A 23,925-nucleotide genomic window follows, 5' to 3' on the forward strand; every position below is an offset into this window, starting at 1 on the left:
ATTGAGGTCGGCCACCTCCAGTGGATCGGTGATATCGCCCGCTTGCACGGGCGCTGCCGGCGATGTGTTGGATGCCAGATCGGTCTGATTGCCGCTCAACAGCTCACCGTTCACTTGCGGCGGGTTGAGGGTCACGCTGAACGAGCCATTGCCGGTCACGGTTGCCGAGCCCAGTACCGTGCCAGTCGCGCTGAGCACGCGCACCGTGGCGCCGGCTTCACCGCTGCCGGTCAATGTCACGCCGTCGGGCGCGAGAACGAGGTCGGTGGGCGCAGCGGGCAGGGTGATGTCCGGCGCAGTAACGGGCACGATCGGCGAAGGGTTGCCCGCCGCATCGCGCTGGATCACCGACAAGGCTTCACCGTTGAGCAGCGGCTGATCCAGTGTCACGCTGAAACTGCCGTCGGCCTGCACCGTGCCAGTGCCGACGATGGTGCCCACCGCATTGGTGACGACCACCTGCGAGCCAGCCGCACCGGAGCCGGTGATGAGGCTGCCGCTGGCGTCGATCTCGACATCGGTCAGTGCGGCAGGAGGCGTGCTGTCCGGCGCGGTCAGGGTGCCGGCAGGCGAGGCATTTCCGGCCGCATCCGCCAACACTACGAACAGCGCTTGGCCATTGGTCTGTGTTGGGATCACCGTGACCTCGAAACGACCATCGCTGCCCACGGTCCCGGTGCCCAGTTCGGTGCCATCGGCCGACGTCACACGGACAGTGGCGCCGACTTCGCCGGTACCGGTGAGCAGGCCGCCATCGGCATTCAGTTGCAGATCGGCCGGCGTCGCTGGCGGGGTCAGATCCGGTGCGGTGACCGACACCGGGGCGCTGACGTTGCCGGGTGGATCAGCCTGCTGCACGCTGAGGATCTGTTCGTTGATCTGTGGCGGATTGAGGGTGACGCTGAAGGTGCCGTCGCCGAGTACCACGCTGGTGCCGATCAAGGTGCCATTGGCATCGCGCACGGTCACGGTCGCGCCGGGTTCGCCGGTACCGATGACCAGCGCGCCGGACGAGTTGATGTCGACGTTGTCCAGTGGATCAGGCGGGGTGAAGTCCGGTGTGGTCAGGTTCACTGCCGGCGAGTCGTTGCCCGCTGCGTCGGCCTGGACCACGGTGATCACTTCGGCGTTGGTCAACGCCGGGTTCAGTGGCAGGGTGAAGGTACCGGTCGCGCTGACCACGACGGTGCCAAGCACGTTGCCGTCGCTGTCGATGACGCGCACCTGCGCGCCCGGTTCGCCGCGCCCGGTCAGGCTTGCGCCGTCGCCGCCGATGCTCAGTTGCGAAACGGCCGCTGGCGGTGTGCTGTCGACCGAAGTGAACGGCGTGGCTGCCGAGGTGTTGCCCGCCGCATCCGTCAGCGACACGGTCAGCGCCTGGCCATTGGCTTGCGGCGTGGTCAGGGTGATCGCAAACGTGCCGTCGATGCTCACGGTGCCGGTGCCGACCAGCGCTCCGGCGGCGTTGTACACGTTGACCGTGGTGCCGGCCTCACCGGTACCCGACAGCAGGGTGCCGTCAGCACTTGCCACCAGCGCCGCCGGCGCATTGGGCGCGAGCAGGTCCGGGGCGATCAGGTTGACGCTGTTGGATTCGTTGCCGGCGGTGTCGGCCTGGCTCAGGCTCAAAGTCTGGCCCGAAGTCTGCGCCGGGCTGAGGGTGACGCTGAACGTGCCATTGGCCGCCACCACCGCGCTGCCGAGAACCACTCCGCCGGTGCCGAGCACGGTCACCGTGGCGCCGGCTTCACCGCGCCCGGTCAGGGCCGTGCCGTTCGGTGCCAGGCTCAGCTCGCTGAGCGGCGTTGGCGCGGCGATATCGGCAGCGGTGTAGTCGGTCGGTGACGAATTAATGCCGGTGCTCGAGGTTGCCACGGCAGACAGCTGTTCGCCGTTGAGTTGCGCGGCGTTGAGGGTGACGCTGAAAGTGCCATTGGCCGCCACCAGCGCGCTGCCGAGTAACACGCCCGAGGCATTGCGAATGCTCACGGTGCTGCCGGCGGTGGCCGAGCCGGTGAGGGTCAGACCGTCGACGCTGAGGGCCAGATTGGTCGGTGCACTTTCCGCCAGATTGCCCGGTGCAGTCACCGGCGCCGCCGTTCCGGTGTTGCCGGCAGCATCGATCTGCACCACGGAAAGATTCGATCCAGCCACCGCCGCCGGGGACAACGTGACGCTGAAATTGCCGTTGCTGGCAACGGTCGCGGTACCCAGCAAAATACCGCCGGCATCGCGAACTTCCACGCTGGCGCCGACCTCGCCGATGCCGGTCAGGGTGGCACCATTGGCGCTCACCGCCAGATCGCTCGCCACCAACGGCGCCGTGCTATCGACCGCATTGACGATTGCCGGGGCCGACGGATTGCCTGCCGCATCGGTGGCCGTCACGTTCAGCGACTGGCCATTGGTTTGCGGACTGTTGAGGGTAATCTGGAAAGTGCCGTTTGCCGCCGCCGTGGTGGTACCGAGAAGATTGCCCTGACTGTCGCGTACGGTCACGGTACTGCCGGCCTCGGCGTTACCGGCCAGTTGCACGCCGGCAGCATTGAGCGTCAATGCGCTCGGAATCGCCGGCGCGGTCAAATCCGCGGCGATGACTTCAACCGCCGTCGAAACGTTGCCCGGCGGATCTTCCTGAGTGACGGTCAGCACTTCGGCATTCAGTTGTGCTGTGTTCAGCGTGACAGTGAACGCGCCGCCGCTGCCGACCTGCGCGGTGCCGAGCAAGGTGCCGTCGGCGCTGCGTACAGACACGGTGGCGCCGGGTTCGCCGTGGCCGGTAACGGTGACGCCGTCGGCATTCACCGCGACTTGGGTCAGTGCCGCCGGTGGGCTGATGTCGGGTGCGGTGACGCTGGTCGATGGCGAGACGTTGCCGGCGGGGTCGGTCTGGCTGATCGCCAGCGCCTCACCATTGGTCGGCGCTGGCGCCAGGGTCACGCTGAACGAGCCGTCCGCGCCAACCACGGCGCTACCCAGCAGGGTGCCGTTGGCGGTGGTGACATTGACCGTCGCGCCAGCTTCACCCGTGCCGCTGAGGGTGCTGCCATCGGCGCTGATCAGTGGATTCTGCACGGCGGCCGGCGGGGTGCCGTCGATGGTGATCACGCCAGTGGAAGTCGAGGCGTTGCCATTGGCGTCGGTCAGGGTGACCTGCAGGGTTTCGCCGGTGTTCTGCGCATTGGGCAAGGTGACCTGGAAGTTGCCGCTCTGATCGACCACGCCGGTGGCCAGAACATTGCCGGCGGCATCGCGCACGGTCACGGTGCTGCCGGCTTCGCCCTGGCCTTTGACCACGGTGCCGACGTCATTGATCGTAACGCCAGTCGCTGCGGCGGGCGGTTGCAAATCGGTGGCGATGATGCCAGCGGGTTGCGAAAGGTTGCCGGCGGCGTCGCTCTGGATCGCGGTAAGCGCCTGGCCATTAAGTTGTGCCGGCGTCAGCGTCAGGCTGAACGTGCCGTTGCTGGCGACCAGTGCAGTACCGAGCACGGTACCTGTGGCGTCGGTGACAGTAACCGTCGCCCCGGCCTCTCCGCGTCCAGTGAGTGTTGTGCCGTTGGCATTCAGCGCTAGATTGCTCACAGCATCCGGCGCGGTGCCATCGATCGCCGTCACCGTGCCCGGAATCGACACGTCACCGTCGGGACTTGTGGCGGTCACCTGGAGGACTTGCGCATTGATCTGTTTGCTACTGAGCAACAGGGTGAAGCGGCCGAAGCTGTTGATCAGACCTGAGCCGAGCACCGTGCCGCTGCTGCTGGTCACGGTTACGGTGCAGCCGGGCGTACCGGCGCCAGTCAGGGTGAAACCATCGGCACTCAAGGCCAGATCGGTCGGGGTCGCGACCTGGCTACCGTCCAGACCTGCCAGCGGCACGACGGGCGAATCATTGCCGCCGCCATCCGTGCTGATGACTTCCAGATTACCGCCAGGCTCGGCCGGTGGGCTGAGGGTCACGACAAAGCGGCCATCCGCATCGGCCGTCGCGGTGCCCAGCACAGCGCCACCGCCGGCAATGCTGACGGTGACCGTGGTGCCCGGTTCGGCAAGTCCCGACACTTGCGTACCGGCGGGGTTGAGCGCGAGATCGCTGACCGCTGCCGGCGGGGTGCTGTCCGGCGCGGCAACGGTGCCTGGCAGCGAACTGTTGGCGCCGTCCGACACCACGACTTGCAAGGCTTCGCCATTGGTCTGCGCAGTATCGAGGTCGACCGTGAAGGCGCCCGTGCCGTCAGCGGTCGCGGTGCCGATGACGTTACCGTCGGCATCCAGCACCTGCACCGTGTTATTGGGCTGCGTGGTGCCGGTGACCGTGGCACCCGCCGGATCGATGAGCAGACCGCTCGGTGCAGGCGGGGCGGTGATGTCCGGTGCGGTGACCGGCGTGGCCGGCGAGGGCAGGGCGCTCGCATCGGTCTGGATCACACTCAACACCTGACCGTCGAGCTGAGCCGGGCTCAGGTTGACGCTGAAACTGCCGTCGCTGGCGACCACCGTAGTGCCAAGCACCGTGCCGTCGGGCGCGCTGACGGTTACGGTGCTGCCCGCTTGCCCGGTGCCGGTCAAGGTCACGCCGTTACTGGCGAGCACGACATTGTCCGGCGCCAGCGGCGCGGTGATGTCCGTCGCCGTCAATGGTGTGCTGGGGGAAACGTTCACGCCATCCGATTGGCTGACTTGCAGTTGCTGGCCTTCGATCTGCGGGCTGTTCAGCGGCACTGTAAAGGCGCCGCTGCCGTCGACGATCGCGGTGCCCAACACATTGCCGGCCGAATCCTTGACCGACACCGTGGCACCGGGTTCGCCGGTGCCGCTCAGTTCAGTGCCACCTGCATTCAGCGTCAGATCCGAAGGAGCCGTTGGGGCCTGGATATCCGGCGCTTCAACTGGAACTGCCGGCGAGCCCGACGGCGAGCCATCGGTCTGCACGACGCTGAGGTTCTGGCCATTGGTTTGTGGCGAGGACAAGGTGACTTCGAACCGGCCGTTGCTGCCGACGATAGCTGTTCCCAGCACGGTCCCATTGGTGTCAGTGACAGTAACGGTCGCACCGATCTGACCCGCGCCGGAGACCACGGCGCCATTGGCGGAAATGCTTACATCGGTCACGGCAACCGGCGTGGTCAGATCGGGTGCGATCACGTTGACCGGCGCCGAAGGATTGCCGTCCGCGTCGGTCTGGATCACTTGCAGCTGTTGCGCATCGGTCTGTGGTGTGGAAAGTGGAACGGTAAAATTGCCGTCGGCACCCACCGTGCCGGTGCCGATGATATTGCCGGCCGGATCGCGCACAGTGACTGACGCACCCAACTCACCCTTACCGGTGAGCGTCTGCCCCTGAGCGTCGAGCGCAAGATCGGAGACGGCCGTCGGCCCTTGGGTGTCAGGCGTCACGTAGTTCAGTGGTGCGGAAGTGTTGCCAGCGGCGTCGCTGGCACTGATCTGCAGTGTTTCGCCATTGTTCTGCGGACTGCTCAGTTGCAGGCTGAACGTGCCGTCCGCCGCGACAACGGCCGTGCCGAGCAGATTGCCGTTGGCGTCGCGCACCGTTACGGTCGAACCGGCCTGGCCGCGTCCGCTTAACTGCGTGCCATCGATGCTGACCGCGATGTCGCTCGGTTGAGTCAGGCCATCCAGATCGATAGCGATAACGGTCGCTGCTGGCGAAGGGTTGCCGGCGGCGTCGGTGACCAGCACGCTCAGCGCCTCACCATCGATTTGCGCGGCATTGAGTTGCACAGTGAACGAGCCATCGGCGGCGACCAGAGCCGTGCCGAGCAGCGTGCCTTGCGCATTGGGGACGCTGACTGTGCTGCCGGGTTCGCCACGGCCGGTGACCGAGAGGCCATCGCTGCTCACGGCCAGATCCGTCGCAGCGGCGGGGCCGGTGATGTCCGGCGCATTGAAGGTGATGGCCGGCGATTGCGCACCGGCGCTGTTGACTGCCACGACACTGAAGGTTTCACCGTTGGCCTGCGCACGAATCAGCGTCAGCAGGAAAGTGCCATCAGCGGCCACCGCCGCGCGCCCGAGCAATTCGCCGTTGGCGGCACGGACCTCAATGGTGGTGCCGGCCCGGGCGGTGCCGGTCAGTTGGCTGCCGTCGCTGCTCAAATCGAGATTGCCTGGCGTCGTCGGTTCGACGATCTCCGGCGCGCTGACCGTTGCGCCGGTCGAGATATTGCCTGCGGCATCGGTGGCATTCACTGTCAGCGGCTGACCGCCGGTTTGCGCGGGGCTGAGGATGACGCTGAAGGTGCCATCGGCCGCAACCACGGCGCTGCCGAGCAGGCTGCCATCGGCGGCGCGCACCTGGATGGTCGAGCCGACTTCACCGGTGCCGCCGAGTTGCGTGCCATCTGCGCTCACGCTGAGATTGCCTGGCGCGGTGGGCGCGGTGGTATCCGGCGCAGTGACCGTACCCGGCGTCGAAACGTTGCCCGCAGGGTCGGTGAGCGTGACGTCGAGCGGCTGGCCATTGTTCTGTGGCGTACCCAGGTCGACCTGGAAACTGCCATCGGCGCCAACGGTTCCGGAACCCAAAAGGTTGCCGGCTGCGTCGCGTACCTGAACGACACTGCCAGCTTCGCCAAAACCACTCAGCACGCGGCCATCGGCCGACAAGGTTAATCCGGTCGCGGGCGCAGGAGGCGTCGCGTCTCCACCGCCACCACCACCACCGCCGCCCCCACTTCCGCCGGCAGCGGCCGCCGCACCACCCGCGCCCAACAGGCCAAGCCCGGCAATCGCCCAGGCCGGCGTTGCGCCATCCACCACACCGACGCCAGCGATCAGTTCGTCCAGCGAATTGATTTCATCAAAGGTAAAGCCATTGAACGGCTCGGCGCTGTAGCGCGCCTGCCACAACGTCGCGTCGTCACCCTGAAAGACAATGTCATTGGGCACGCCGTCAGGGCTGGTGACAAAGAAATTGGAGATTTTGATTTGCTCGCCAGACTTCAGATTGACGATCAAATCCTGACCGCTGCGACTGGTCGAAGCCAATTGATCGGGCCGAACCGGCATTTGTACAACTGAAGGCTGACTGAGCTGAACATTGCCCCAGTTCTGGGCAGTGAGCTGAGAATTGGCTTTGTCGGCAATGACGATGTTGTCCATTACTACTCCCTGTAAATGGGTGGGGCGGACGTCCACGGATGGTTTTAAAACCATAGATAGGGAGTGTCAGATGGGGCTGCCTGATTTTTGACGAGCGTCTGGATGGGCCATTTGCCCACGTTTATCTATTTGAAAATCTGTTCTATTCAGGTCGTTACCGTTTGTCGGGACGTTGGATCCAGGCGGTTTTTGGGTGCAACAAAATGTGTCGTTTTCGACATTATCCAAAGGAACGCTGGAAAAGATCCGGGCGGAATCGCCGAGGGTGATGGCTAAGCGATATTGAATTTCTCAAAGCGCAGGCCACCCTCCGCAGTTGCCTGTCTGCGAAGGTATTAATCAAAAAGCGTAGAAGGGGAGGAAGGTTTTGTATAAGAAATCCTGTTGTACCGTTTCAGCTGTTCTTTTTATCCCTCAGCAGTTAATGCGCTAGCTATCGATCGCCGAAGTGATCGGACGATATCCAGCGCAGACTGATCGCTAACACTGCCGGGGCACTGATCAAACATATGTGGCGCCCCAGGGTAGACATGCAGTTCGACGGCAACCCCGGCGCGGGACAGCCGCAGGGCAAATGCAACGTCCTCTTCCAGAAACAGATCCAGCGCCCCGACGGCCAGAAACGTCGGTGGCAAGTCACGCAGATCATCCTGCAGGGCCGGCGAAAACCAGCCGATTGGCAGATCATCCAGCGCTTGGTCAGCGCGCAGGCACTCCCAACAGAACTGGTTGGCTTGCGCCGGCCAGCCAATCACTCCGGTCGTGCTGTTCTGCTGAGGCGAGGCTGCGCTGCCCGAACGGTAATCGAGCATCGGATAAACCAGCACCTGACTGGCGATGGAATACTCCCCGCGATCCCGCGCCACAATGGCCAGCGCTGCTGCCAGCCCGGCGCCGGCACTGTGGCCCATGACGATTACTTTGTCGGCGTCAATATTGAGCGTTTGCGGGTGGGCGAAAACCCAGCCGAGGGCGGTGTAGCAATCCTCCAGAGGAATAGGGAAGCGGTATTCGGGCGCGAGACGGTAATCGACAGCAACGATGATCGCCTGAAGTGCTTCGGCGAGATTGGCCAGATAGTCATCGGCCATTTCGGGGCAACCAAGGACGAAGCCTCCGCCGTGGATGTACAGGATCACCGCAAAATTACCGTCCGCTGCTGCGGCGGCGGGCCGGTAAAGACACAGGCGCAAATCCTCACCGTCGTGGGACTTTATCCATAGGCTTTCACCGCGCGCTGGTTCTCGGGATCTGAATGTCGCATGGACACGCTCCCTGATCGCGGGCAGCGTTTCCAACGTCCAGGCTTCTGCGCCGGGGGTTAAAAAGCTTTTGAAGTCGGGATCCAGCAGTTCATGTGCTTTCACGTTCTGCCTCCTGGTTGCGAATGAACGAGCGCCTCGGATGGAGGCGCCGCTCACGGTGGAGTTACAGCCAGGCTTTGATCTGCGCGCAAACGGCCGGCGTCGAAATGCCGTAGCGATCATGCAGCGTCGGCAGGGCGCCGGCGTCGAGGAAGGCGTCGGGCAACGCGATCTGCCTGAAGGTGGGCGTCACGCCATTGCGCAACAACAACCCGGCAACCGCCTCACCCAAACCGCCGATGATCGAGCTGTTCTCGGCTGTGACCACCAGACGCCCGGATTTGCGTGCTTCGGCGAGAATGGTTTGCTCATCCAGCGGCTTGATGGTCGGCACGTGCAGCACGGCCACATCAATGCCGTCGGCCTGCAATTGCTTGGCCGCTTCCAGCGAGCGCATGGTCATCAGCCCGGTGGAGATGATCAGCACGTCGTTGCCGGTGCGCAGGGTCTTGGCCTTGCCGATCTCGAATTTATAACCGTACTCGTCCAGCACCAACGGCACATTGCCGCGCAGCAAACGCATGTAGACCGGGCCTTGGTGAGCGGCGATGGCCGGCACGGCCTGTTCGATTTCCAGCGCATCGCACGGGTCGACAATCATCAGATTGGGCATGGCGCGGAAAATAGCCAGATCATCGGTGGCCTGGTGGCTCGGCCCGTAACCCGTGGTGAGGCCGGGCAAACCGCAAACGATTTTGACGTTAAGGTTTTCCTCGGCGATGGCCATGCAGATGAAGTCGTAAGCACGGCGCGATGCGAACACCGCGTAGGTGGTGGCGAAGGGCACGAAACCCTCACGCGCCATGCCGGCGGCCGCGCTCATCAGCAACTGTTCGGCCATGCCCATCTGATAGAAACGCTCCGGGTGCGCCTTGGCGAAAATGTGCAGGTCGGTGTACTTGGACAGGTCAGCCGAGAGACCGACGATGTCCGCGCGCTGGTCTGCCAGCGCTGCGAGCGCATGGCCGAACGGTGCCGAGCGGGTCGCCTGCCCCTCGGAGGCAATCGAGGCAATCATCGCCGAGGTGGTCAGGCGCTTTTTCACCGGCGCGCCAGTGGCAGTCGAAGGCGCAGTGTTGGCGGCGTTGCTCATTGGTCTTTTCCTTCTTCAAGGTTGCTCAGTGCCAGGTCCCATTCGTGCTCTTCGACGCGAATGAAGTGGGTCTTTTCCCGGTTCTCCAGAAACGGCACGCCTTTGCCCATTTTCGTGTCGCAGATGATCACGCGCGGTTGCCCGCCGGGGTGATTGCGCGCGGCATCGAATGCAGCGACCAGGGCGTCGAGGTCATTGCCGTCGACGCGCTGGGTGAACCAGCCAAAGGCTTGCCAGCGATCGACGATGGGTTCGAACGAAAGAATCTCGCTGGAGTAACCGTCGGCCTGCTGGTTGTTGACGTCGACGATGGCGATCAGGTTGTCGAGCTGCCAGTGCGAAGCCGACATCACCGCTTCCCAGGTCGAGCCTTCATTGAGTTCGCCATCGGACAGCAGGTTGTAAACGAAAGATGACGAGCCTTTGCGCTTGAGGCCCAGGCAGGCACCGACCGCGATACCCAGGCCCTGACCCAGCGAACCGCCGGTGATTTCCATCCCCGGCGTGTAGGCGGCCATGCCCGACATCGGCAGGCGGCTGTCATCCGAACCGTAGGTTTCCAGCTCGTCGAGCGGAATGATCTCGGCTTCGATCAGCGCTGCGTACAGCGCGATGGCGTAGTGGCCGATGGAGAGATAGAAGCGATCGCGCTGCTCCCACTCGGGATCCTGGGGACGATGATTCATCGCATGAAAGTAAGACACCGCCAGCAGGTCAGCCGCGCCGAGGGCCTGGCCCACATAGCCCTGGCCCTGAACCTGGCCCATGCGCAGTGCATGGCGGCGAATGTTGTGCGCGCGCTGGGTCAGGCTCAGCGATGCAGCGTGTGCAAGATTAGTCGTCATGATGAAACTCCGTTGACTCAACGATTGACCAAAGCGGCAGGAATACGCAGAACTAGGCTCGCGCCGAGGAGCAGCACGCCGGTGATCAGGTACATGCCGATGGCACTGGAACCGGTCAGGGTGGTGATCCAGCCGATCAGATAAGGCGAGCAGAACCCGGCGAGGTTGGCGAAGCTGTTGACCGCGGCGATGCCGGCGGCCGCAGACACCCCGCCAAGCAGCGTGGTGGGCAGCATCCAGAACAACGAGGTGGCGGAGAGAATGCCGGAGGCAGCGAGGCACAGACTGAGGATCGACAAGGTCGAATTGCCGCCCATCAGCGCTGCCAGACTCAAGCCGATCGCACCGGCGATCATCGGCACGATCAGGTGCCAGCGGCGCTCGCGATGTTTGTCGCCACTGCGGCCGACCAGCAGCATCGCGGCGATGGCGCACAGATAAGGCAGGCTGGTCAGGAAACCGATGTGCAGCGGGTCGGAAACCCCTGCATTACGTACCAGTGTCGGCAGCCAGAAGGTGATCGCATATTGGCCCATGACCACACAGAAGTAGATCGCCGCCAGCAGCCACAAGCGCCGGTCGCGGATGAACTCGCCGATCGAGGCGTGGGTGACCTTTTGCTGGTCGTCTTCGGCCAGTTCGCGAGTGATCAAGGCTTTTTCGTCGTCATTGAGCCAGGTCGCCTGATGCACGCCGTCCTTCAGATAACTCAGCACCAGCAGGCCGACGACCACGGTGGGCACCGCCTCGAGAACGAACATCCACTGCCAGCCGGCCCAGCCGTGCACGCCGGCAAAGTGGTTCATGATCCAACCGGACAGCGGGCCACCGACCATGCCTGACAGCGGAATGGCGATAAACCACAACACGGTCATGCGCGCCCGCCGATAGGACGGAAACCAGTAGGTGAGATAGAGCAGCAGGCCCGGCGCCAAACCGGCTTCGGCAATCCCCAGCAGAAAGCGCAGCGCGTAGAACTGCCAGGCGGTTTCGACGAAGGCGAACAGCGCCGAGACGATGCCCCAGGTGATCATGATCCGCGCAATCCACACTCGTGCGCCGACCATGTGCAGGATGATGTTGCTGGGCACTTCGCAGAGGAAATAGCCGATGAAAAACACCCCGGCACCCAGTCCGTAGACCGTTTCGCTGAGGGCCAGATCGTTCATCATTTGCAGCTTGGCGAAACCGACGTTGACCCGATCCAGATACGCGCACAAATAGCACAGCATCAGGAACGGCATCAGCCGCCAGGCCGTTTTGCGGTAGGCAGAAGAGCGCACGGTCGAAACCGCTTCGAGCGACAGGGTAGTCATGATGGTCTGATCTCTTGTTTTTATTGACCGCCAGGCCATCAGGCCCGGCTGCGTCATCGATCCAGAACCGCACGGGCCACGCAGGCCCGCCCAGAGTGACTCAGTGAATCAGCATGCCGCCGTTCACATCGAGGGTGATGCCGGTCAGATAAGCGGACAGGTCGCTGGCCAGAAACAGCGCGGCGTTGGCGACGTCCTGCGCTTGACCCAGGCGACCCAGCGGAATGCCGTCGATGATGGCGTGACGGCGCTCGTCCTGCATCAGGCCACCGGTGATGTCGGTGTGAATAAGGCCGGGAGCGATGGAGTTGACGCGGATGTTGTCCGGCCCCAGTTCCCGCGCCATGGCCTTGCCCAGCCCCAGCACACCGGCCTTGGCCGCGCTGTAATGCGGGCCACCGAAGATGCCACCGCCGCGCTGGGCCGACACCGACGACATGCAGACGATGCTGCCGGAAGACTGTTGACGCATCAGCGGAATCACCGCCTGCGACATGAGCAAAGTGCCGCGCAGGCTGACGTCCAGCACCTTGTCATAGTCCGAAGGGCGAATATCCAGAGTCTTCAGTGGCTGGGTGATGCCGGCGTTGTTGACGAGAATATCGATGCGCCCGAAGTGCTCGATGATGGCGGCGACGGCTTGCTGAACCTGCGCTTCGTCGGCCACGTTGGCCGCCAGGCCCAGATGACCTTCGCCCAGTGCTGCGGCGGCGTCACGTGCTGCGCAGGCATCCAGATCGAGGATGACCACGCGAGCGCCGTGTTGCGCAAATGTGCTGGCGGTAGCGCGGCCAATGCCACGGGCAGATGCGGCACCGGTAATGATTGCGACTTTGCCTTGAAGAAGCATGGAGGATTCCCTCGAATTGTTTTTATTGGGTCGGTGTGTAAGTAACCGATGACTCAGCTTGTCCTCCGGGGCGAGCGTGAGCAATAACGCGGAAGTCACTCAATGCTGAAAAAAATTCAGTACTCGTCAGGCCGTTTCGCAAATGCTTGAATGAAACCGGTCCGTACATCACAAGAAATCACCACGGAGTCCCCATGCGCTCTGACACTGAGGCATCGATCATCCTGCCACCGCTGAAAGCAATTCAGGCCTTCGAACAAACCGCGCGCTTCGGCAACGTCGCCAGAGCGGCGGAATTGCTGGACCTGACCCCCTCGGCAGTCAGCCATCAACTGGCGAAACTGGAAGGGATGATCGGCCGGCAATTATTCGTTCGCGCTGCTCGGGGCGTCTCGCTGACGCCGGTCGGCGAGCAATACCTCAAGGAAGTCTCCGGGATTCTGCACAGCCTCGCCGTTGCCACCGAGCGTGCGGCCAGCGATGTCAGCCTCGATTGCCTGCGCTTGCACTCGTCGCCAAGCTTCGGCCTGCTCTGGCTGATGCCGCGCCTGGAAGCGTTTCGCGCCAGTCATCCGGACATTCAGATCAACCTGTCATGCTCCTATGAATCGCTGCACTTCAGTCGCGACAAGATCGACGTCGATATCCGCCATGGTCTGCCGAACTGGCCAAGCTATGAGGTGCGCACGGTAAGGAACGAGACGTTCGCGGTGCTTACCTCACCGAAACTGCTCGCACAACGCCCGGTGCGCGGCGCGGCGGATCTGCTGGAGTGCGATCTGATTCTGTCGGAAGCCACCCTGCTCAAATGGCCGCAATGGTTCGCCCAGCATGGCCTGGCGCGTCCGGAACGGCCTTACGCATTGAGCTTCGATCGCTCATACATGTCGCTGGAAGCCGCGAGTCATGGCTTGGGTTTCGCACTGGAAAGCACATTGCTGGCGCAGAAGTATCTGGCGGCGGGCACGCTGGTTGAAGTAGCGCCTGAGTCACTGAGTGCTGCGGTGGCGGCGCACCATCTGGTATTCCCCAAAGCGCATTCGAGCTTTCCACGGGTCAGGCGTTTTCTGGCGTGGATGGAGAGCGAGTTGGGGCACGAATTCGCGTATTGAGTCGGGATCAATTCTTTCAAACTCTCTGAACCGCTCAAGGTCAATCCTTTAACGGTCACGTCATTCACATCAGAGGTGAAGGAATGGATAACTACCACATCAGTAAAAACCAGCAGCGCTGGGAACTGGTCAAAGAGGGCGCGCAGCGTGCGTCGAAAACGGCTGCAACCAAAGCCGAGATCACCCAAATCGCCAGCGACTACCTCCAAGACAAAACCGCCTCGCTGAAAATCCATAAAGAGGACGGGACGATCCAGGAAGAACGCACCTTTCCACGCGCTGCCGACCCGCGAAAAACCAAAGGCTGAGCAGGCTGTTCTTTTCTGTGTTCATCGTTTCTTCAGAAGGGTTTGATATATGGTCATCGCATGTCTGGGATGGGGCTCACTGATCTGGAAGCCGGACGGCTTGCCGCTGGCCAGCGAATGGTTTGCCGACGGGCCGCAGGTACCGATCGACTTCGTTCGCGTCAGTGACACTGGCGAGTTGACTACAGCCATAAGCGCGAACGCGCCGCCGTGCAAAGTGCTGTGGTCGGTCCTGGACGTGACCGATCTCGATCAGGCCCGTGAACTCCTGCGTATTCGAGAAGGCGTGCCGGAGGGCAGGGAGGATGGCATCGGCAGTTTCACCGTCGGTACCTCGCCGATGGGCGTGCTTGCTGAATGGGCAATTCCTCGGCAACTGGATGCGGTGATCTGGACGGCGCTGCCCGGCAGATTCAAGAACATTGAAGGCCTGGTGCCGAATGTCGACGACGCAGTTTCTTATCTGGCCGGGTTGAGCGGCGCGGCGCACGAACAAGCGCGCGACTATATCGAACAGGTGCCGGCTCAGATCGACACGCCGTATCGCCGTGAAATCATTGCCAGGCTTGGGTGGAAATGATGAGCACCCGCAGCCAGGCGCAGATTGTCGCGATCTTCGATCAGCTGTTGGCACTGCGAGAAAGTGTGGACATTCTCCAGCACGTGGAGAGCGCTAGCGTCGAGTCGCTGCGTGGCCATCAGACCGTGGACGCTCCCGAGTCGCTGGATCTGGTGTTTCAAAAGCTGCATGAAGACATCGCCAGCATGGAGGAAACGTTGGCGACGATTGCCGAGGCGACCGGGGACGTGCCGAAGTTGTGAGGGTGTCGCGGGGCTGGCATGCAGAGATGATGTGCCGGGTCTGGCGCCTTCGCGAGCAGGCTCGCTCCCACAGGGATTTGCGTCACATCCCGGAAATCAATCGATTTACAAATCCCATGTGGGAGCGAGCCTGCTCGCGAAAGCGCTGGATCTGGCACTTACTCTGTTGGATGTGCCGACGCTATCGCGAGCAGGCCCGCTCCTACAACGGGGCTGGATCCACGCGCAACGCATCCACCACCAGTGAAAACGCCGGCGACGGTTGGCGGCGGCTGGGGTAGTAGAGGTGGAAGCCACCGAACGGTTCGCACCAGTCTTCCAGCACTCTGACCAAACGCCCTTCGGCCAGATGCGCACCGAACTCGTCTTCAGGCAGGTAGGCAATTCCCAATCCGTTCACAGCGGCGTCGGCGATGTGCACGGTGGAGTTGAACACCAGTTGGCCGTCGACCCGCACTTTCAGCTTTTTGCCCTGCCGCTCAAATTCCCAGGCATCGACACCGTCGTAGGTCGGAAATCGAATGTCGATGCAGCGGTGCGCCGCCAGCTCGCGCGGATGCTGCGGGGCGGGGTGCCGGGCAAAGTAGTCGGGCGAGGCAACGACGGCCATGCGCAGCGGCGGGCCGATCGGTACGGCGATCATGTCCTGGGCGACGGTATCGCTGAAACGCACGCCGGCATCGAAGCGGTCGGCCACGATGTCACGGAAACCGTAGTTGATATCGAACTCGAGCTTGATGTCCGGGTATTGCAGCAATAGTGGCGTCAGCTTGGGCAGCAGAGTGGTCTTGATGATGTTGTCGCCGCAGGTGATGCGCACCGTACCGGCAGGCTTGTCGCGCAACTCGGTCAGCGCGTCCAGCTCGGCTTCGATCTCATCGAAACGATGGCCCACGGTGTGCAGCAAGCGTTCACCGGCCGCCGTCAGTGACACGCTGCGTGTGGTGCGGGTCAGCAGGCGAATTTTCAGGCGCGCTTCCAGCGCCGAGACTACCTGGCTCACCGCCGATTGCGTCACGCCCAGTTGCACCGCCGCGCGGGTGAAGCTGCCGCTGCGGGCCACGGTGACGAAGGCGAGCAGGTCGTTGAAATTGGGTTTGGCCATGGCGCAATGCTCAGGTTTATTGATTAGCTGCGTTTATAACCGCATTAAGCACTCATTAGCTAATCAAAGCCTCGAGCCTGCGCAACAATACCTCCATCCCGGCCTCGCCTGGTTTCTCGTTCAAGGACGCCCCCATGAAACGACTGTTCATACTGCTCGGGTTTCTCCTGAGTTCATTTACTGCATTCGGAGCTGACATGTCCCACGGTGCCGACAATTTCTTCAAAAGCGACAAGGTGACCGTGCAGAAGGTCAGCTTCAAAAATCAATATCAACTCACCGTGGTCGGCAACCTGTTTGTCCCTAAAGGACTCGACCCGGCAGCGCGCAGCGCGGCGATTATCGTTGGTCATCCGATGGGCGCGGTAAAGGAGCAGAGCGCCAATCTGTATGCGCAGAAACTGGCGGAGCAGGGCTTTGTCACCCTGTCGCTGGATCTGTCGTTCTGGGGCGAAAGCGAGGGCGCGCCGCGCAACGCGGTATTGCCGGACATGTATGCCGAAGACTTCAGCGCGGCCGTCGATTACCTCGGCACACGGCCATTCATCGACCGCGCGCGCATCGGCGTGTTGGGCATCTGTGGTAGCGGCAGCTTCGTGATCAGCGCGGCGAAAATCGATCCACGCATGAAAGCCATCGCCACCGTCAGCATGTACGACATGGGCGCGGCCAACCGTGATGGCCTCAAGCACTCGCAAAGCCTTGCGCAGCGCAAGCAGATCATTGCGCAAGCGGCCGAGCAGCGTTACGCCGAGTTTACTGGCGGCAAGGTCGCATACACCGGCGGCACCGTGCTGGAACTGAAGGCCGACACCCATCCGATCCAGCGTGAGTTCTTCGATTTCTACCGCACCCCGCGCGGCGAATTCACCCCGGCCAGCTCGACGCCACAACAGACCACGCGGCCGACGCTGAGCAGCAACACCAAGTTCATGAGCTTCTATCCGTTCGTCGATATCGAGAGCATCTCGCCGCGCCCGATGTTGTTTATTGCCGGTGCCGACGCGCACTCCCGTGAGTTCAGCGAAGAGGCTTTCCGGTTGGCGGGTCAGCCGAAAGAACTGGTGATTGTGCCGAATGCCGGCCATGTCGATCTGTACGACCGGGTCGAGCTGATTCCTTTTGCCAAGCTGACGCAGTTCTTCAAGAGCAACCTGAAGTAACTTTCAACGCGACGGAGCAAAGCGATGCGGTTTTTTGCCAACGGCTGGAAGGGATTCGTACTGATGGCATGGCTGCCCGTTGCTCTGTCTGCACCGACCGCTATGGAGGCCAGCACGATGTGGATGACCGTCGGAGAACAGCGTTTTGCCATTGCTCTGGAGGACAACCCGAGTACGCGGCAATTGCTCACGCGATTGCCGCTGAGCCTGGAAATGACCGACCTGCACGGCAATGAAAAATACGCCACCGTGCAGCCGCCATTGCCCACCCAGCCCTACCGGCCGGGCACGATCCACAACGGCGATTTCCTTTTGTATGGCGACGATACGTTGGTGGTCTTCTACAAAACCTTCGATTCGTCCTACCGCTATTCGCGTCTTGGTCGCATCGACCGGCCGCAGGACTTGGCCGAAGTCTTGGGGCGTGGCGATGTGCGGGTGACGTTCACTCTGCATGAGTGAGGAGAGTCATTGATGAACCAGAAATCGTTAAATCAAGGGCGTCTTTTGCGCATCGTCGCCCTCGGCTGCGCGGTCCTCGCCAGTGCAGCCTGCGTGAATCCCCTCTGCGCCAATCCTTCCCGATCACCGGAGAAACCGATCATGCAAGAACAGCCTCTGACGCTTAGACAACTGGCGATCGCCCCGATTGCCGCCAACGCTGCCATCGGCGACATGCCGCGTTTGCACGACGCACTCAATCGTGGTCTTGATGCCGGGCTGAGCATCAGCGAGACCAAGGAAATTCTGGTGCAGCTGTACGCCTACGCCGGCTTCCCGCGCAGCCTCAACGCCTTGTCCTTGCTGATGAAGGTTTTGCAGGAACGCGCTGCTCGGGGCATCGAAGACGTGCCGGGACGCGAGCCGGGTCCGGTTCCGTCGGGATATGCGCTCACCGAACTCGGCACCGACAATCAGACTCGTCTGGTCGGTGCGCCAGTGTCCGGCCCACTGTTCGAATTCGCCCCGGCGATCGATCAGTTTCTGAAAGTGCACTTGTTCGGCGACATCTTCGCCCGCGACAACCTGGCATGGACGGATCGGGAACTGGCGACGGTTGGCGCGCTGGCGGCAATGGCTGGGGTGGAATCGCAGCTGGAGTCGCATTTGAAGATCAGTCTGAACTTGGGATTGACGGTTGAGCAGTTGCTGCAAGTAGCGCAGGAGTTGGAGGCGCGTGGGGATTTGCAGGCTGCTGAGCGGGTGGGCGCGGGGCTGGGGAAATTGGGGGCTGAAGTAGACGGGGATACCAGTACCATTATTTCTCACCAATGACTGAACCTGGTTGCTGCATCTCCAAGATCGCCGCCTTATTTTCACGAAGCGGCTGCTTGGGGCATGTTGAGCGCAAACCGTCTATGTGCTCCATCAAGCTATCGGGAATGCTCTGCCACATCGGATCGAGAATGAAGTCCACACCTTCTCGCCTTGCCATTTTTGCGGCTGGAACAAAGTCTGCGTCGCCTGCTATCAACACTATCTGATCGACCTGCTGTTTAAAGGACAGCGACGCGACATCAATGCCGATCCGCATATCGACACCTTTTTGACGGGTCTCAATACTGACGTCATTTTCCATAAGGTCAGTCATCTGGATTTTGCCTTTCAACAGCTCAGCGATTTTTGCGGGTTTGATGGTCCATCTGACATCCTTCGACAGATGTCCAAGTCGTAACGCCAGCTTACGTTTACTTCGCAGTCTGGAGTGCAGCTCTTTGCGAAATGCCGCCTCCCTGGACCTGGAAAAATCCACAGCTTTTTTGCTTATTGGGTTGTGCTGTTTGGTGTCCAGTGGTGGGCAATCATAAAAGAAGATACGGTAAAGCTCTTTCCTGGCTCGTTGTCGTAGCTCTCGAATGGCGCCCGTTGGACGGGTCAAGGTTTTATTGAGGAGGTGGGCGGTTGCCCATCGATGGACCAGATCGGCCGCGCGTTCAGCGTTGAAGGCGTTTTGAGGTTCGATTCGTCGAAAACGTTTGATGAAAAAGGCGCCATCGACTAACACCGCAGTGGGCATGTTTTTTACCTAAAAAAACGCCCAAGGGTTTGGCACGTTCTGGATGATTAGAACGGCGTACTGCCTTGGGCGGGATGGGAGCAGATTAGGTAGGAGTGACGGATACGTCAACAACACCTTTTTCGTCTGACCTGTTTGCACAAAGTCGAATGTGCCCAGCGCTTTCAACTCTCAGGTGGCGACGGGGAAACGATAAATTGCGGAGGGTAAGCGGGCAAGACAGCGACTTCCGTAAGATTTGTAGGCAAAAGCGCTGTGTCTCGTAGGCTCGGTTATCCGTGAGCGGGCGAGCGCGGTGTTGGGCAGAATCCGGGGGGGGGGCACATAATGAGAGCGGCTCTGTTACGGCGATTCTCGTCTTCAGCGCTGGCGCCGACTCGCTCCCGGCGAGCTTCCCGTTATCCGCTTGAACGCACGACTGAAGGCCGCTTGGGAGGTGTAGCCCAACCGCTGCGCCACTTCTTCGATTGGCAGTCTTTCCAGGGTAAGCCACTGACTGGCCAGGCGCATGCGCAGTTCGGTGGCGTAGCGTAGCGGCGGGGTGCCGAGGGTGGTCTGGAAGCGTTCGGCGAAGACCGAGCGTGAGGTGTTGCACAGCGTTGCGAGTTCGGCGACGCTCCAGTCGCGCCCCGGTTGTTGGTGCAGGGCCAGCAAGGCCTGCGCCAGGCGTGGGTCGCGCAGCGGCGACGAGACCGGAGGCATTGCCGCAAGCGCATTCGACCCAGCCACGAACAATCATTGCCGCCACTACGTCGGCAAGGCGCGCGAGAATGCCGGCGAAGCCGATGCGCGCGGCGCTGACTTCGCGTTCCATGGTCGCGAGGATCGGCATCAGGCCCGGATAGCGCTGGCCGCCGGCGTCGATCAGCATAAGACCCGGCATCAGCCGACCGAGGCCTTGCAGGCTGCCGAGCTCGAACTCCATACAGCCACTGAAGAGCAGGGCGCTATCGGGCGAATCGGCGCTGTGACCGACCTGCACCGCGCAGACCGTATCGCCGAGTGGCGCGGCGACGGCGCTGTCAATGTCCTGCACTTCAGCTCCGGCGTGTGACAGCAACTGGTGCGCGGCACCATGAGCAATGAATACCGCATTGCCTGCTGACAACTCGTACAGGCTGCCGTCCTCCAGTCGCAATACCGTCGATCCAGCGGCGACGAAGTGGAAATACGCATGGCCGGGCTTGTCGCTGAAACCCAGACCATACGGCGCACCGGCGTGGATCCGCCGATATTGCACGCCACGCAGACGCATGCTGCGCAGCAATTCAGTGATCAGGTCTGATGACAGTGAAAAGGGATCCGTGCTGCTCATGTTCGGGGTTTCGATCAAAAGTTCAAGACTGAGCATCATAGATCATCCGGTTTGCCGTCAATAGACTGCCCTCTCGAAATGTCCGAGGGAGTCTTGAAATGAATGAACGTGTAGGTGATGGGCGAACTGAAGGGGAGCCGCTGGTGCCTGCTTGGATGGCGGTGTTTTCGCTGGCGATGGGTGTGTTTGGTCTGCTCACGGCGGAATATCTGCCGGCCAGCCTGCTGACGCCGATGGCGCTCGATCTCGGCGTCAGCGAAGCGCTGGCAGGGCAAGCGGTGACGGTGACTGCGGTGGTCGCGCTGTTTGCCGGATTGCTGGTGCCCGGGTTGACGCGCAGCCTTGATCGGCGGCTGGTATTACTCGGCTTTTCGGCACTGATGATTGCTTCGAATCTGCTGGTGGCGCTGTCGTCCAGCCTCGCAGTGTTGCTGATCATGCGCATCCTTTTGGGCATAGCCCTCGGCGGATTCTGGAGCATGGCGGCGGCTGTGGCGATGCGCCTGGTGCCGGCGGCGCTGCTGCCCCGCGCGTTGTCGATTATCTTCAGCGGGATCGCCGTGGGTACCGTGGTGGCGGTGCCGTTAGGCAGCTATCTCGGCGGCCAGTTTGGCTGGCGCAGTGCGTTTTTCGCAGCAGCAGCGGTGGGCGCGGTGACGCTGGTCTTTCAGATGTTCACGCTACCCAGTCTGGCGCCGCATCGTCCGTCACGCCTGCGTACGGTGCTCGAGGTGTTGCTGCGACCGGGCATTGCCGTCGGCATGTTCGGCTGTGTATTGGTGCATACCGGCCATTTCGCGTTGTTCACCTACATCAGGCCATTTCTGGAAAGCACCATCGGCGTCGGCCCGCAGACCTTGGCACTGATGCTGCTCGGTTTCGGCGTGGCGAACTTTGCCGGCACGCTGTTCGCCGGCTGGCTGTTGCAGCGCAATCCAAGGGCAACGTTGGTGCTGATGCCAGTGTTGGTGGGCGTTGCTGCTCTGGCGTTGGTCGGGTTACCGGCGTCGGTCACCGGGCAGGCGTTGCTCTTGGCGCTGTGGGGGATGGCCTTTGGTGGCGTGCCGGTCGCATGGTCGAACTGGGTGGCGCGCTCGATACCCGATCAGGCCGAAAGCGCAGGCGGGATGGTGGTCGCATCGGTGCAGTCGGCGATTGCCGCAGGCGCCGCCGCTGGCGGTTCGGTGTTCAGTTTCAGCGGTATCAATGGCGTGTTTGTAGCGGCTGGAATTCTGATGTTGCTGGCCGCGCTGCTGATTGCACTAAAGGTCAATGTCGATGTGCCGGAGCCGGGCTCAGCGGCTTTGCCAGTGCATTTGTGAGTTGATCAGGGCGGGGCGGTGGCGAAGCACTGAAGCCCCGCCGATCCCGTCTCTTCAACCGCGCTTCGGCAGTTTCCAGTCAGGCCGGATGAAGTGGCAAGTGTAGCCATTCGGAATCCGCTCCAGATAATCCTGATGCTCGGGTTCCGCTTCCCAGAACGGCCCCGCCGGTTCGATTTCCGTTACTACTCGACCCGGCCACAGCTTCGATGCATCGACGTCGGCGGCGGTGTCTTCAGCGACGGCACGCTGCTCTTCGTTGAGGTAGTAGATCGCCGAGCGGTAGCTCGGGCCAAGATCGTTGCCTTGACGGTTGGGCGTGCTCGGGTCGTGGATCTGGAAGAAGAACTCGAGGATCTGTCGGTAGCTGATCACGGCCGGATCAAACTCGATTTCGATGGCTTCGGCGTGGTTGCCGTGATTGCGATAGGTCGCATTCGGCACATCGCCGCCGGTATAGCCGACGCGGGTGTTCAGCACACCCGGGTAGCGGCGCAGTAAATCCTGCATGCCCCAGAAGCAGCCGCCGGCGAGAATGGCAGTTTCGGTTTGAGTGGTCATGGTGTGTGCTTCCTCTCGAAGACGATGTGGGGATACCCACTGTTATGAGGGCGGGTTGAGAGAATCCAAGGTTACGCTCATCAGAATCGACCACTGGCCACCTGATCAAGCGACGTGCAGTCGACTGCGATGTTCGTCAGTACGTATTCAACCAAAGCCAAAGAACGAACGCAGCTTGCCCGGTGACTTGCGTTCGTAGAACGGTTTGGTCTCCCTGAGGAAGTAATCACTCAGCCCGGCTTGTCCCGTCAGCACGCGGCAAAAATCAACCGGCCCGCCATCAGGGGCTGTGTCCGCAGCGACATTGCCGGCTTCGCGCATGACCTGTTCGATATCGCCATCCGCTTCGATGCCGACGATCAGGTGCGGTTTTTCATCAACCGAGGCGTCGTGCATCAGCGCCAGGAACGCGCGTTTCACATTGGAGTGTTTGGCCAGCAGTTGCGAGAGCGAATGGACCATCGTCGATGGGTAGTCCGAAGGCTGTCCAAGCAAGACGTTGGTTTCTTTTTCAACGGTGCGCTGCGTGGCGGGCCGGCCGATTTCGCCTGAGAGCAGGCGTTGCACTTCCTCCGGAAGGAATTCCTTGCCGTACGGCGACTTCGGATTCAGAAAGAGCAGCGCGCCCAGCGTGATTTCGAACAATGATCGGGCCGGTATCTCCACATAGCTCTGCTCGCTGTCGATGGATTGTTGCAGCGTTTGCAGCGAGGAGAAGAACGGAATGACCGGCGTGCCATCGGGCTTCTGCCAATGAGCGATGCTGATATTGCTGCCGACCTCGAGATTGACATGACCTTGCGCCGCACCGGCGGTGCCGAGGATGTAGACGGTCGAGTCCAGCAGGGTTCGATAGAACTCAGGGCGATGCGCGGGTTCGTCCGCGGCCAGCCGGAGTGATGTTTCCAATGGGTTTTCTTGGGAAGTATCCATGAGACTAATCCGTTATTTTCTATGGAAAACGATGATTACCTGGCCGGTTCGAAGATGCCTTCATTCACCAGCATTTCATCCAGCCTCTCGGGCCATATCTGATCATCGGTGCCACGTAGTAATTCAGCGGACCACCAACGATGATCGACCATGACCTCGGTTTCTTGCAGAGTCCAGCCGGTTCTGGAAAGCCGTTCGCTGGGTGCGTGCACGACGAAATATTGTTCGACTGCGAGTACAGTCTCGCCGCTGGGTAATAGCATGGGAAAATCCCGGTGTGCTACAGGCCCCTCAACGGCACTGGCCTTTATGCCGGTTTCCTCAAGCAGCTCACGTATCGCAGCGTCATGGAACGTTTCGCCGCTTTCAAGGCCGCCTCCTGGGGTTGCCCAGTAATTTCTGCCGGCCAAGGCGCCGTTTTCATGGATGAATCTGAAAAGCAGGACTTCTTGCGAAGGACTTATGACCAGTAATCGTGCTGCGTTGCGTTCGCGCATCTACATCTTCCTTGAAGGGCTTGCCACTGCTTGTTGCGTTTCGGATTCGTATTGCAAGAGGACGTCGGGCTGGCAAGAGCTCCTTATTGCACAGCCATTAAAGACCACCCAACCCGCTAAACCACGGAAAAACCACTCCAGTTTCGTGGCCTTTATACGCTGACCTCGCCCGCAATTGTC

The 23,925-nt window shown here is 61.5% G+C and carries 19 protein-coding genes and 1 pseudogene; 8 read left to right on the forward strand and 12 right to left on the reverse strand.

Translation table 11 applies throughout. The features are described from left to right. From OC605_RS27185 to OC605_RS27210, 6 genes are all read right to left on the reverse strand, one after another. On the reverse strand, positions 1-7,122 hold a 7,122-nt coding region (locus tag OC605_RS27185; protein ID WP_262140405.1), incomplete at its 3' end, for an Ig-like domain-containing protein. A gap of 407 nt (positions 7,123-7,529) precedes the next feature. Then, complete coding sequence (locus tag OC605_RS27190) at positions 7,530-8,489, reverse strand: alpha/beta hydrolase (RefSeq protein WP_262140406.1); 960 nt, start codon at positions 8,487-8,489, stop codon at positions 7,530-7,532. Between the two features lie 61 nt (positions 8,490-8,550). After that, on the reverse strand, positions 8,551-9,579 hold the full coding sequence (locus OC605_RS27195) for a transketolase family protein (RefSeq protein ID WP_071171997.1): 1,029 nt from the start codon (positions 9,577-9,579) through the stop codon (positions 8,551-8,553). After that, on the reverse strand, positions 9,576-10,424 hold the full coding sequence (locus tag OC605_RS27200) for a transketolase (protein WP_197890457.1): 849 nt from the start codon (positions 10,422-10,424) through the stop codon (positions 9,576-9,578). Before OC605_RS27200 ends, OC605_RS27195 begins: the two co-directional genes overlap by 4 nt. Before the next feature lie 17 nt (positions 10,425-10,441). Continuing rightward, a complete protein-coding gene (locus OC605_RS27205) occupies positions 10,442-11,740 on the reverse strand; it encodes an MFS transporter (protein ID WP_262140407.1) in 1,299 nt (432 codons plus the stop codon). Positions 11,741-11,840: 100 nt separating this feature from the next. Beyond that, complete coding sequence (locus OC605_RS27210; RefSeq protein ID WP_262140408.1) at positions 11,841-12,590, reverse strand: SDR family NAD(P)-dependent oxidoreductase; 750 nt, start codon at positions 12,588-12,590, stop codon at positions 11,841-11,843. Between the two features lie 194 nt (positions 12,591-12,784). Between OC605_RS27210 and OC605_RS27215 the strand changes: the two genes are divergently transcribed. The 4 genes from OC605_RS27215 to OC605_RS27230 all read left to right on the forward strand — a co-directional run bounded on the left by OC605_RS27215 (position 12,785) and on the right by OC605_RS27230 (position 14,832). Next, positions 12,785-13,702, forward strand: coding sequence for a LysR substrate-binding domain-containing protein (locus tag OC605_RS27215; protein WP_262140409.1), 918 nt, complete (start codon positions 12,785-12,787; stop codon positions 13,700-13,702). A gap of 83 nt (positions 13,703-13,785) precedes the next feature. Then, the gene (locus tag OC605_RS27220; protein ID WP_039758787.1) at positions 13,786-14,010 is read left to right on the forward strand and encodes a DUF2188 domain-containing protein; all 225 of its coding nucleotides are present in this window, start codon (positions 13,786-13,788) and stop codon (positions 14,008-14,010) included. 49 nt (positions 14,011-14,059) lie between these two features. Next, the gene (locus OC605_RS27225) at positions 14,060-14,590 is read left to right on the forward strand and encodes a hypothetical protein (RefSeq protein ID WP_122708059.1); all 531 of its coding nucleotides are present in this window, start codon (positions 14,060-14,062) and stop codon (positions 14,588-14,590) included. Beyond that, positions 14,590-14,832, forward strand: a complete 243-nt coding sequence (locus OC605_RS27230) for a hypothetical protein (protein WP_122708339.1) — start codon at positions 14,590-14,592, stop codon at positions 14,830-14,832. The genes OC605_RS27225 and OC605_RS27230 overlap by 1 nt, the downstream gene beginning before the upstream one ends. Positions 14,833-15,034: 202 nt before the next feature. Here OC605_RS27230 and OC605_RS27235 read toward each other — a convergent pair whose 3' ends face one another. Further along, complete coding sequence (locus OC605_RS27235; protein ID WP_122708057.1) at positions 15,035-15,937, reverse strand: LysR family transcriptional regulator; 903 nt, start codon at positions 15,935-15,937, stop codon at positions 15,035-15,037. 134 nt (positions 15,938-16,071) lie between these two features. Here OC605_RS27235 and OC605_RS27240 point away from each other — a divergent pair, with 134 nt between their 5' ends. The 3 genes from OC605_RS27240 (at position 16,072) to OC605_RS27250 (ending at position 18,375) form a co-directional block, all read left to right on the forward strand. Beyond that, complete coding sequence (locus OC605_RS27240; RefSeq protein ID WP_262140410.1) at positions 16,072-17,100, forward strand: alpha/beta hydrolase; 1,029 nt, start codon at positions 16,072-16,074, stop codon at positions 17,098-17,100. Positions 17,101-17,163: 63 nt separating this feature from the next. Then, complete coding sequence (locus OC605_RS27245; RefSeq protein WP_262140411.1) at positions 17,164-17,562, forward strand: cyclophilin-like fold protein; 399 nt, start codon at positions 17,164-17,166, stop codon at positions 17,560-17,562. Positions 17,563-17,703: 141 nt separating this feature from the next. Then, on the forward strand, positions 17,704-18,375 hold the full coding sequence (locus OC605_RS27250; protein WP_262140412.1) for a carboxymuconolactone decarboxylase family protein: 672 nt from the start codon (positions 17,704-17,706) through the stop codon (positions 18,373-18,375). On the opposite strand, the gene OC605_RS27255 is transcribed toward OC605_RS27250, so the two are convergent. Both OC605_RS27255 and OC605_RS27260 read right to left on the reverse strand, forming a co-directional pair. Next, a complete protein-coding gene (locus OC605_RS27255) occupies positions 18,359-19,117 on the reverse strand; it encodes an NYN domain-containing protein (RefSeq protein WP_262140414.1) in 759 nt (252 codons plus the stop codon). The two genes, OC605_RS27250 and OC605_RS27255, sit on opposite strands and share 17 nt — an antisense overlap. A gap of 360 nt (positions 19,118-19,477) precedes the next feature. Beyond that, positions 19,478-20,468, reverse strand: a pseudogene (locus OC605_RS27260) (cupin domain-containing protein). Between the two features lie 62 nt (positions 20,469-20,530). On the opposite strand from OC605_RS27260, the gene OC605_RS27265 reads away from it, so the two are divergent. Beyond that, a complete protein-coding gene (locus tag OC605_RS27265; protein WP_262140415.1) occupies positions 20,531-21,754 on the forward strand; it encodes an MFS transporter in 1,224 nt (407 codons plus the stop codon). Between the two features lie 54 nt (positions 21,755-21,808). Here OC605_RS27265 and msrA read toward each other — a convergent pair whose 3' ends face one another. From msrA to OC605_RS27280, 3 genes are all read right to left on the reverse strand, one after another. Continuing rightward, positions 21,809-22,315 (reverse strand): peptide-methionine (S)-S-oxide reductase MsrA, encoded by a 507-nt coding sequence (msrA, locus tag OC605_RS27270; RefSeq protein WP_262140416.1) that lies wholly within the window; start codon positions 22,313-22,315, stop codon positions 21,809-21,811. Positions 22,316-22,462: 147 nt separating this feature from the next. Next, positions 22,463-23,248 (reverse strand): enhanced serine sensitivity protein SseB, encoded by a 786-nt coding sequence (gene sseB / locus OC605_RS27275; RefSeq protein WP_262140417.1) that lies wholly within the window; start codon positions 23,246-23,248, stop codon positions 22,463-22,465. A 35-nt stretch (positions 23,249-23,283) separates the two neighbouring features. Beyond that, a complete protein-coding gene (locus OC605_RS27280; protein WP_101162349.1) occupies positions 23,284-23,745 on the reverse strand; it encodes an NUDIX hydrolase in 462 nt (153 codons plus the stop codon). Positions 23,746-23,925 lie beyond the last annotated feature (180 nt).

It is taken from the genome of Pseudomonas sp. Marseille-Q5117 (assembly GCF_946901175.1).
Taxonomy (GTDB): Bacteria; Pseudomonadota; Gammaproteobacteria; order Pseudomonadales; family Pseudomonadaceae; genus Aquipseudomonas; species Aquipseudomonas iranensis.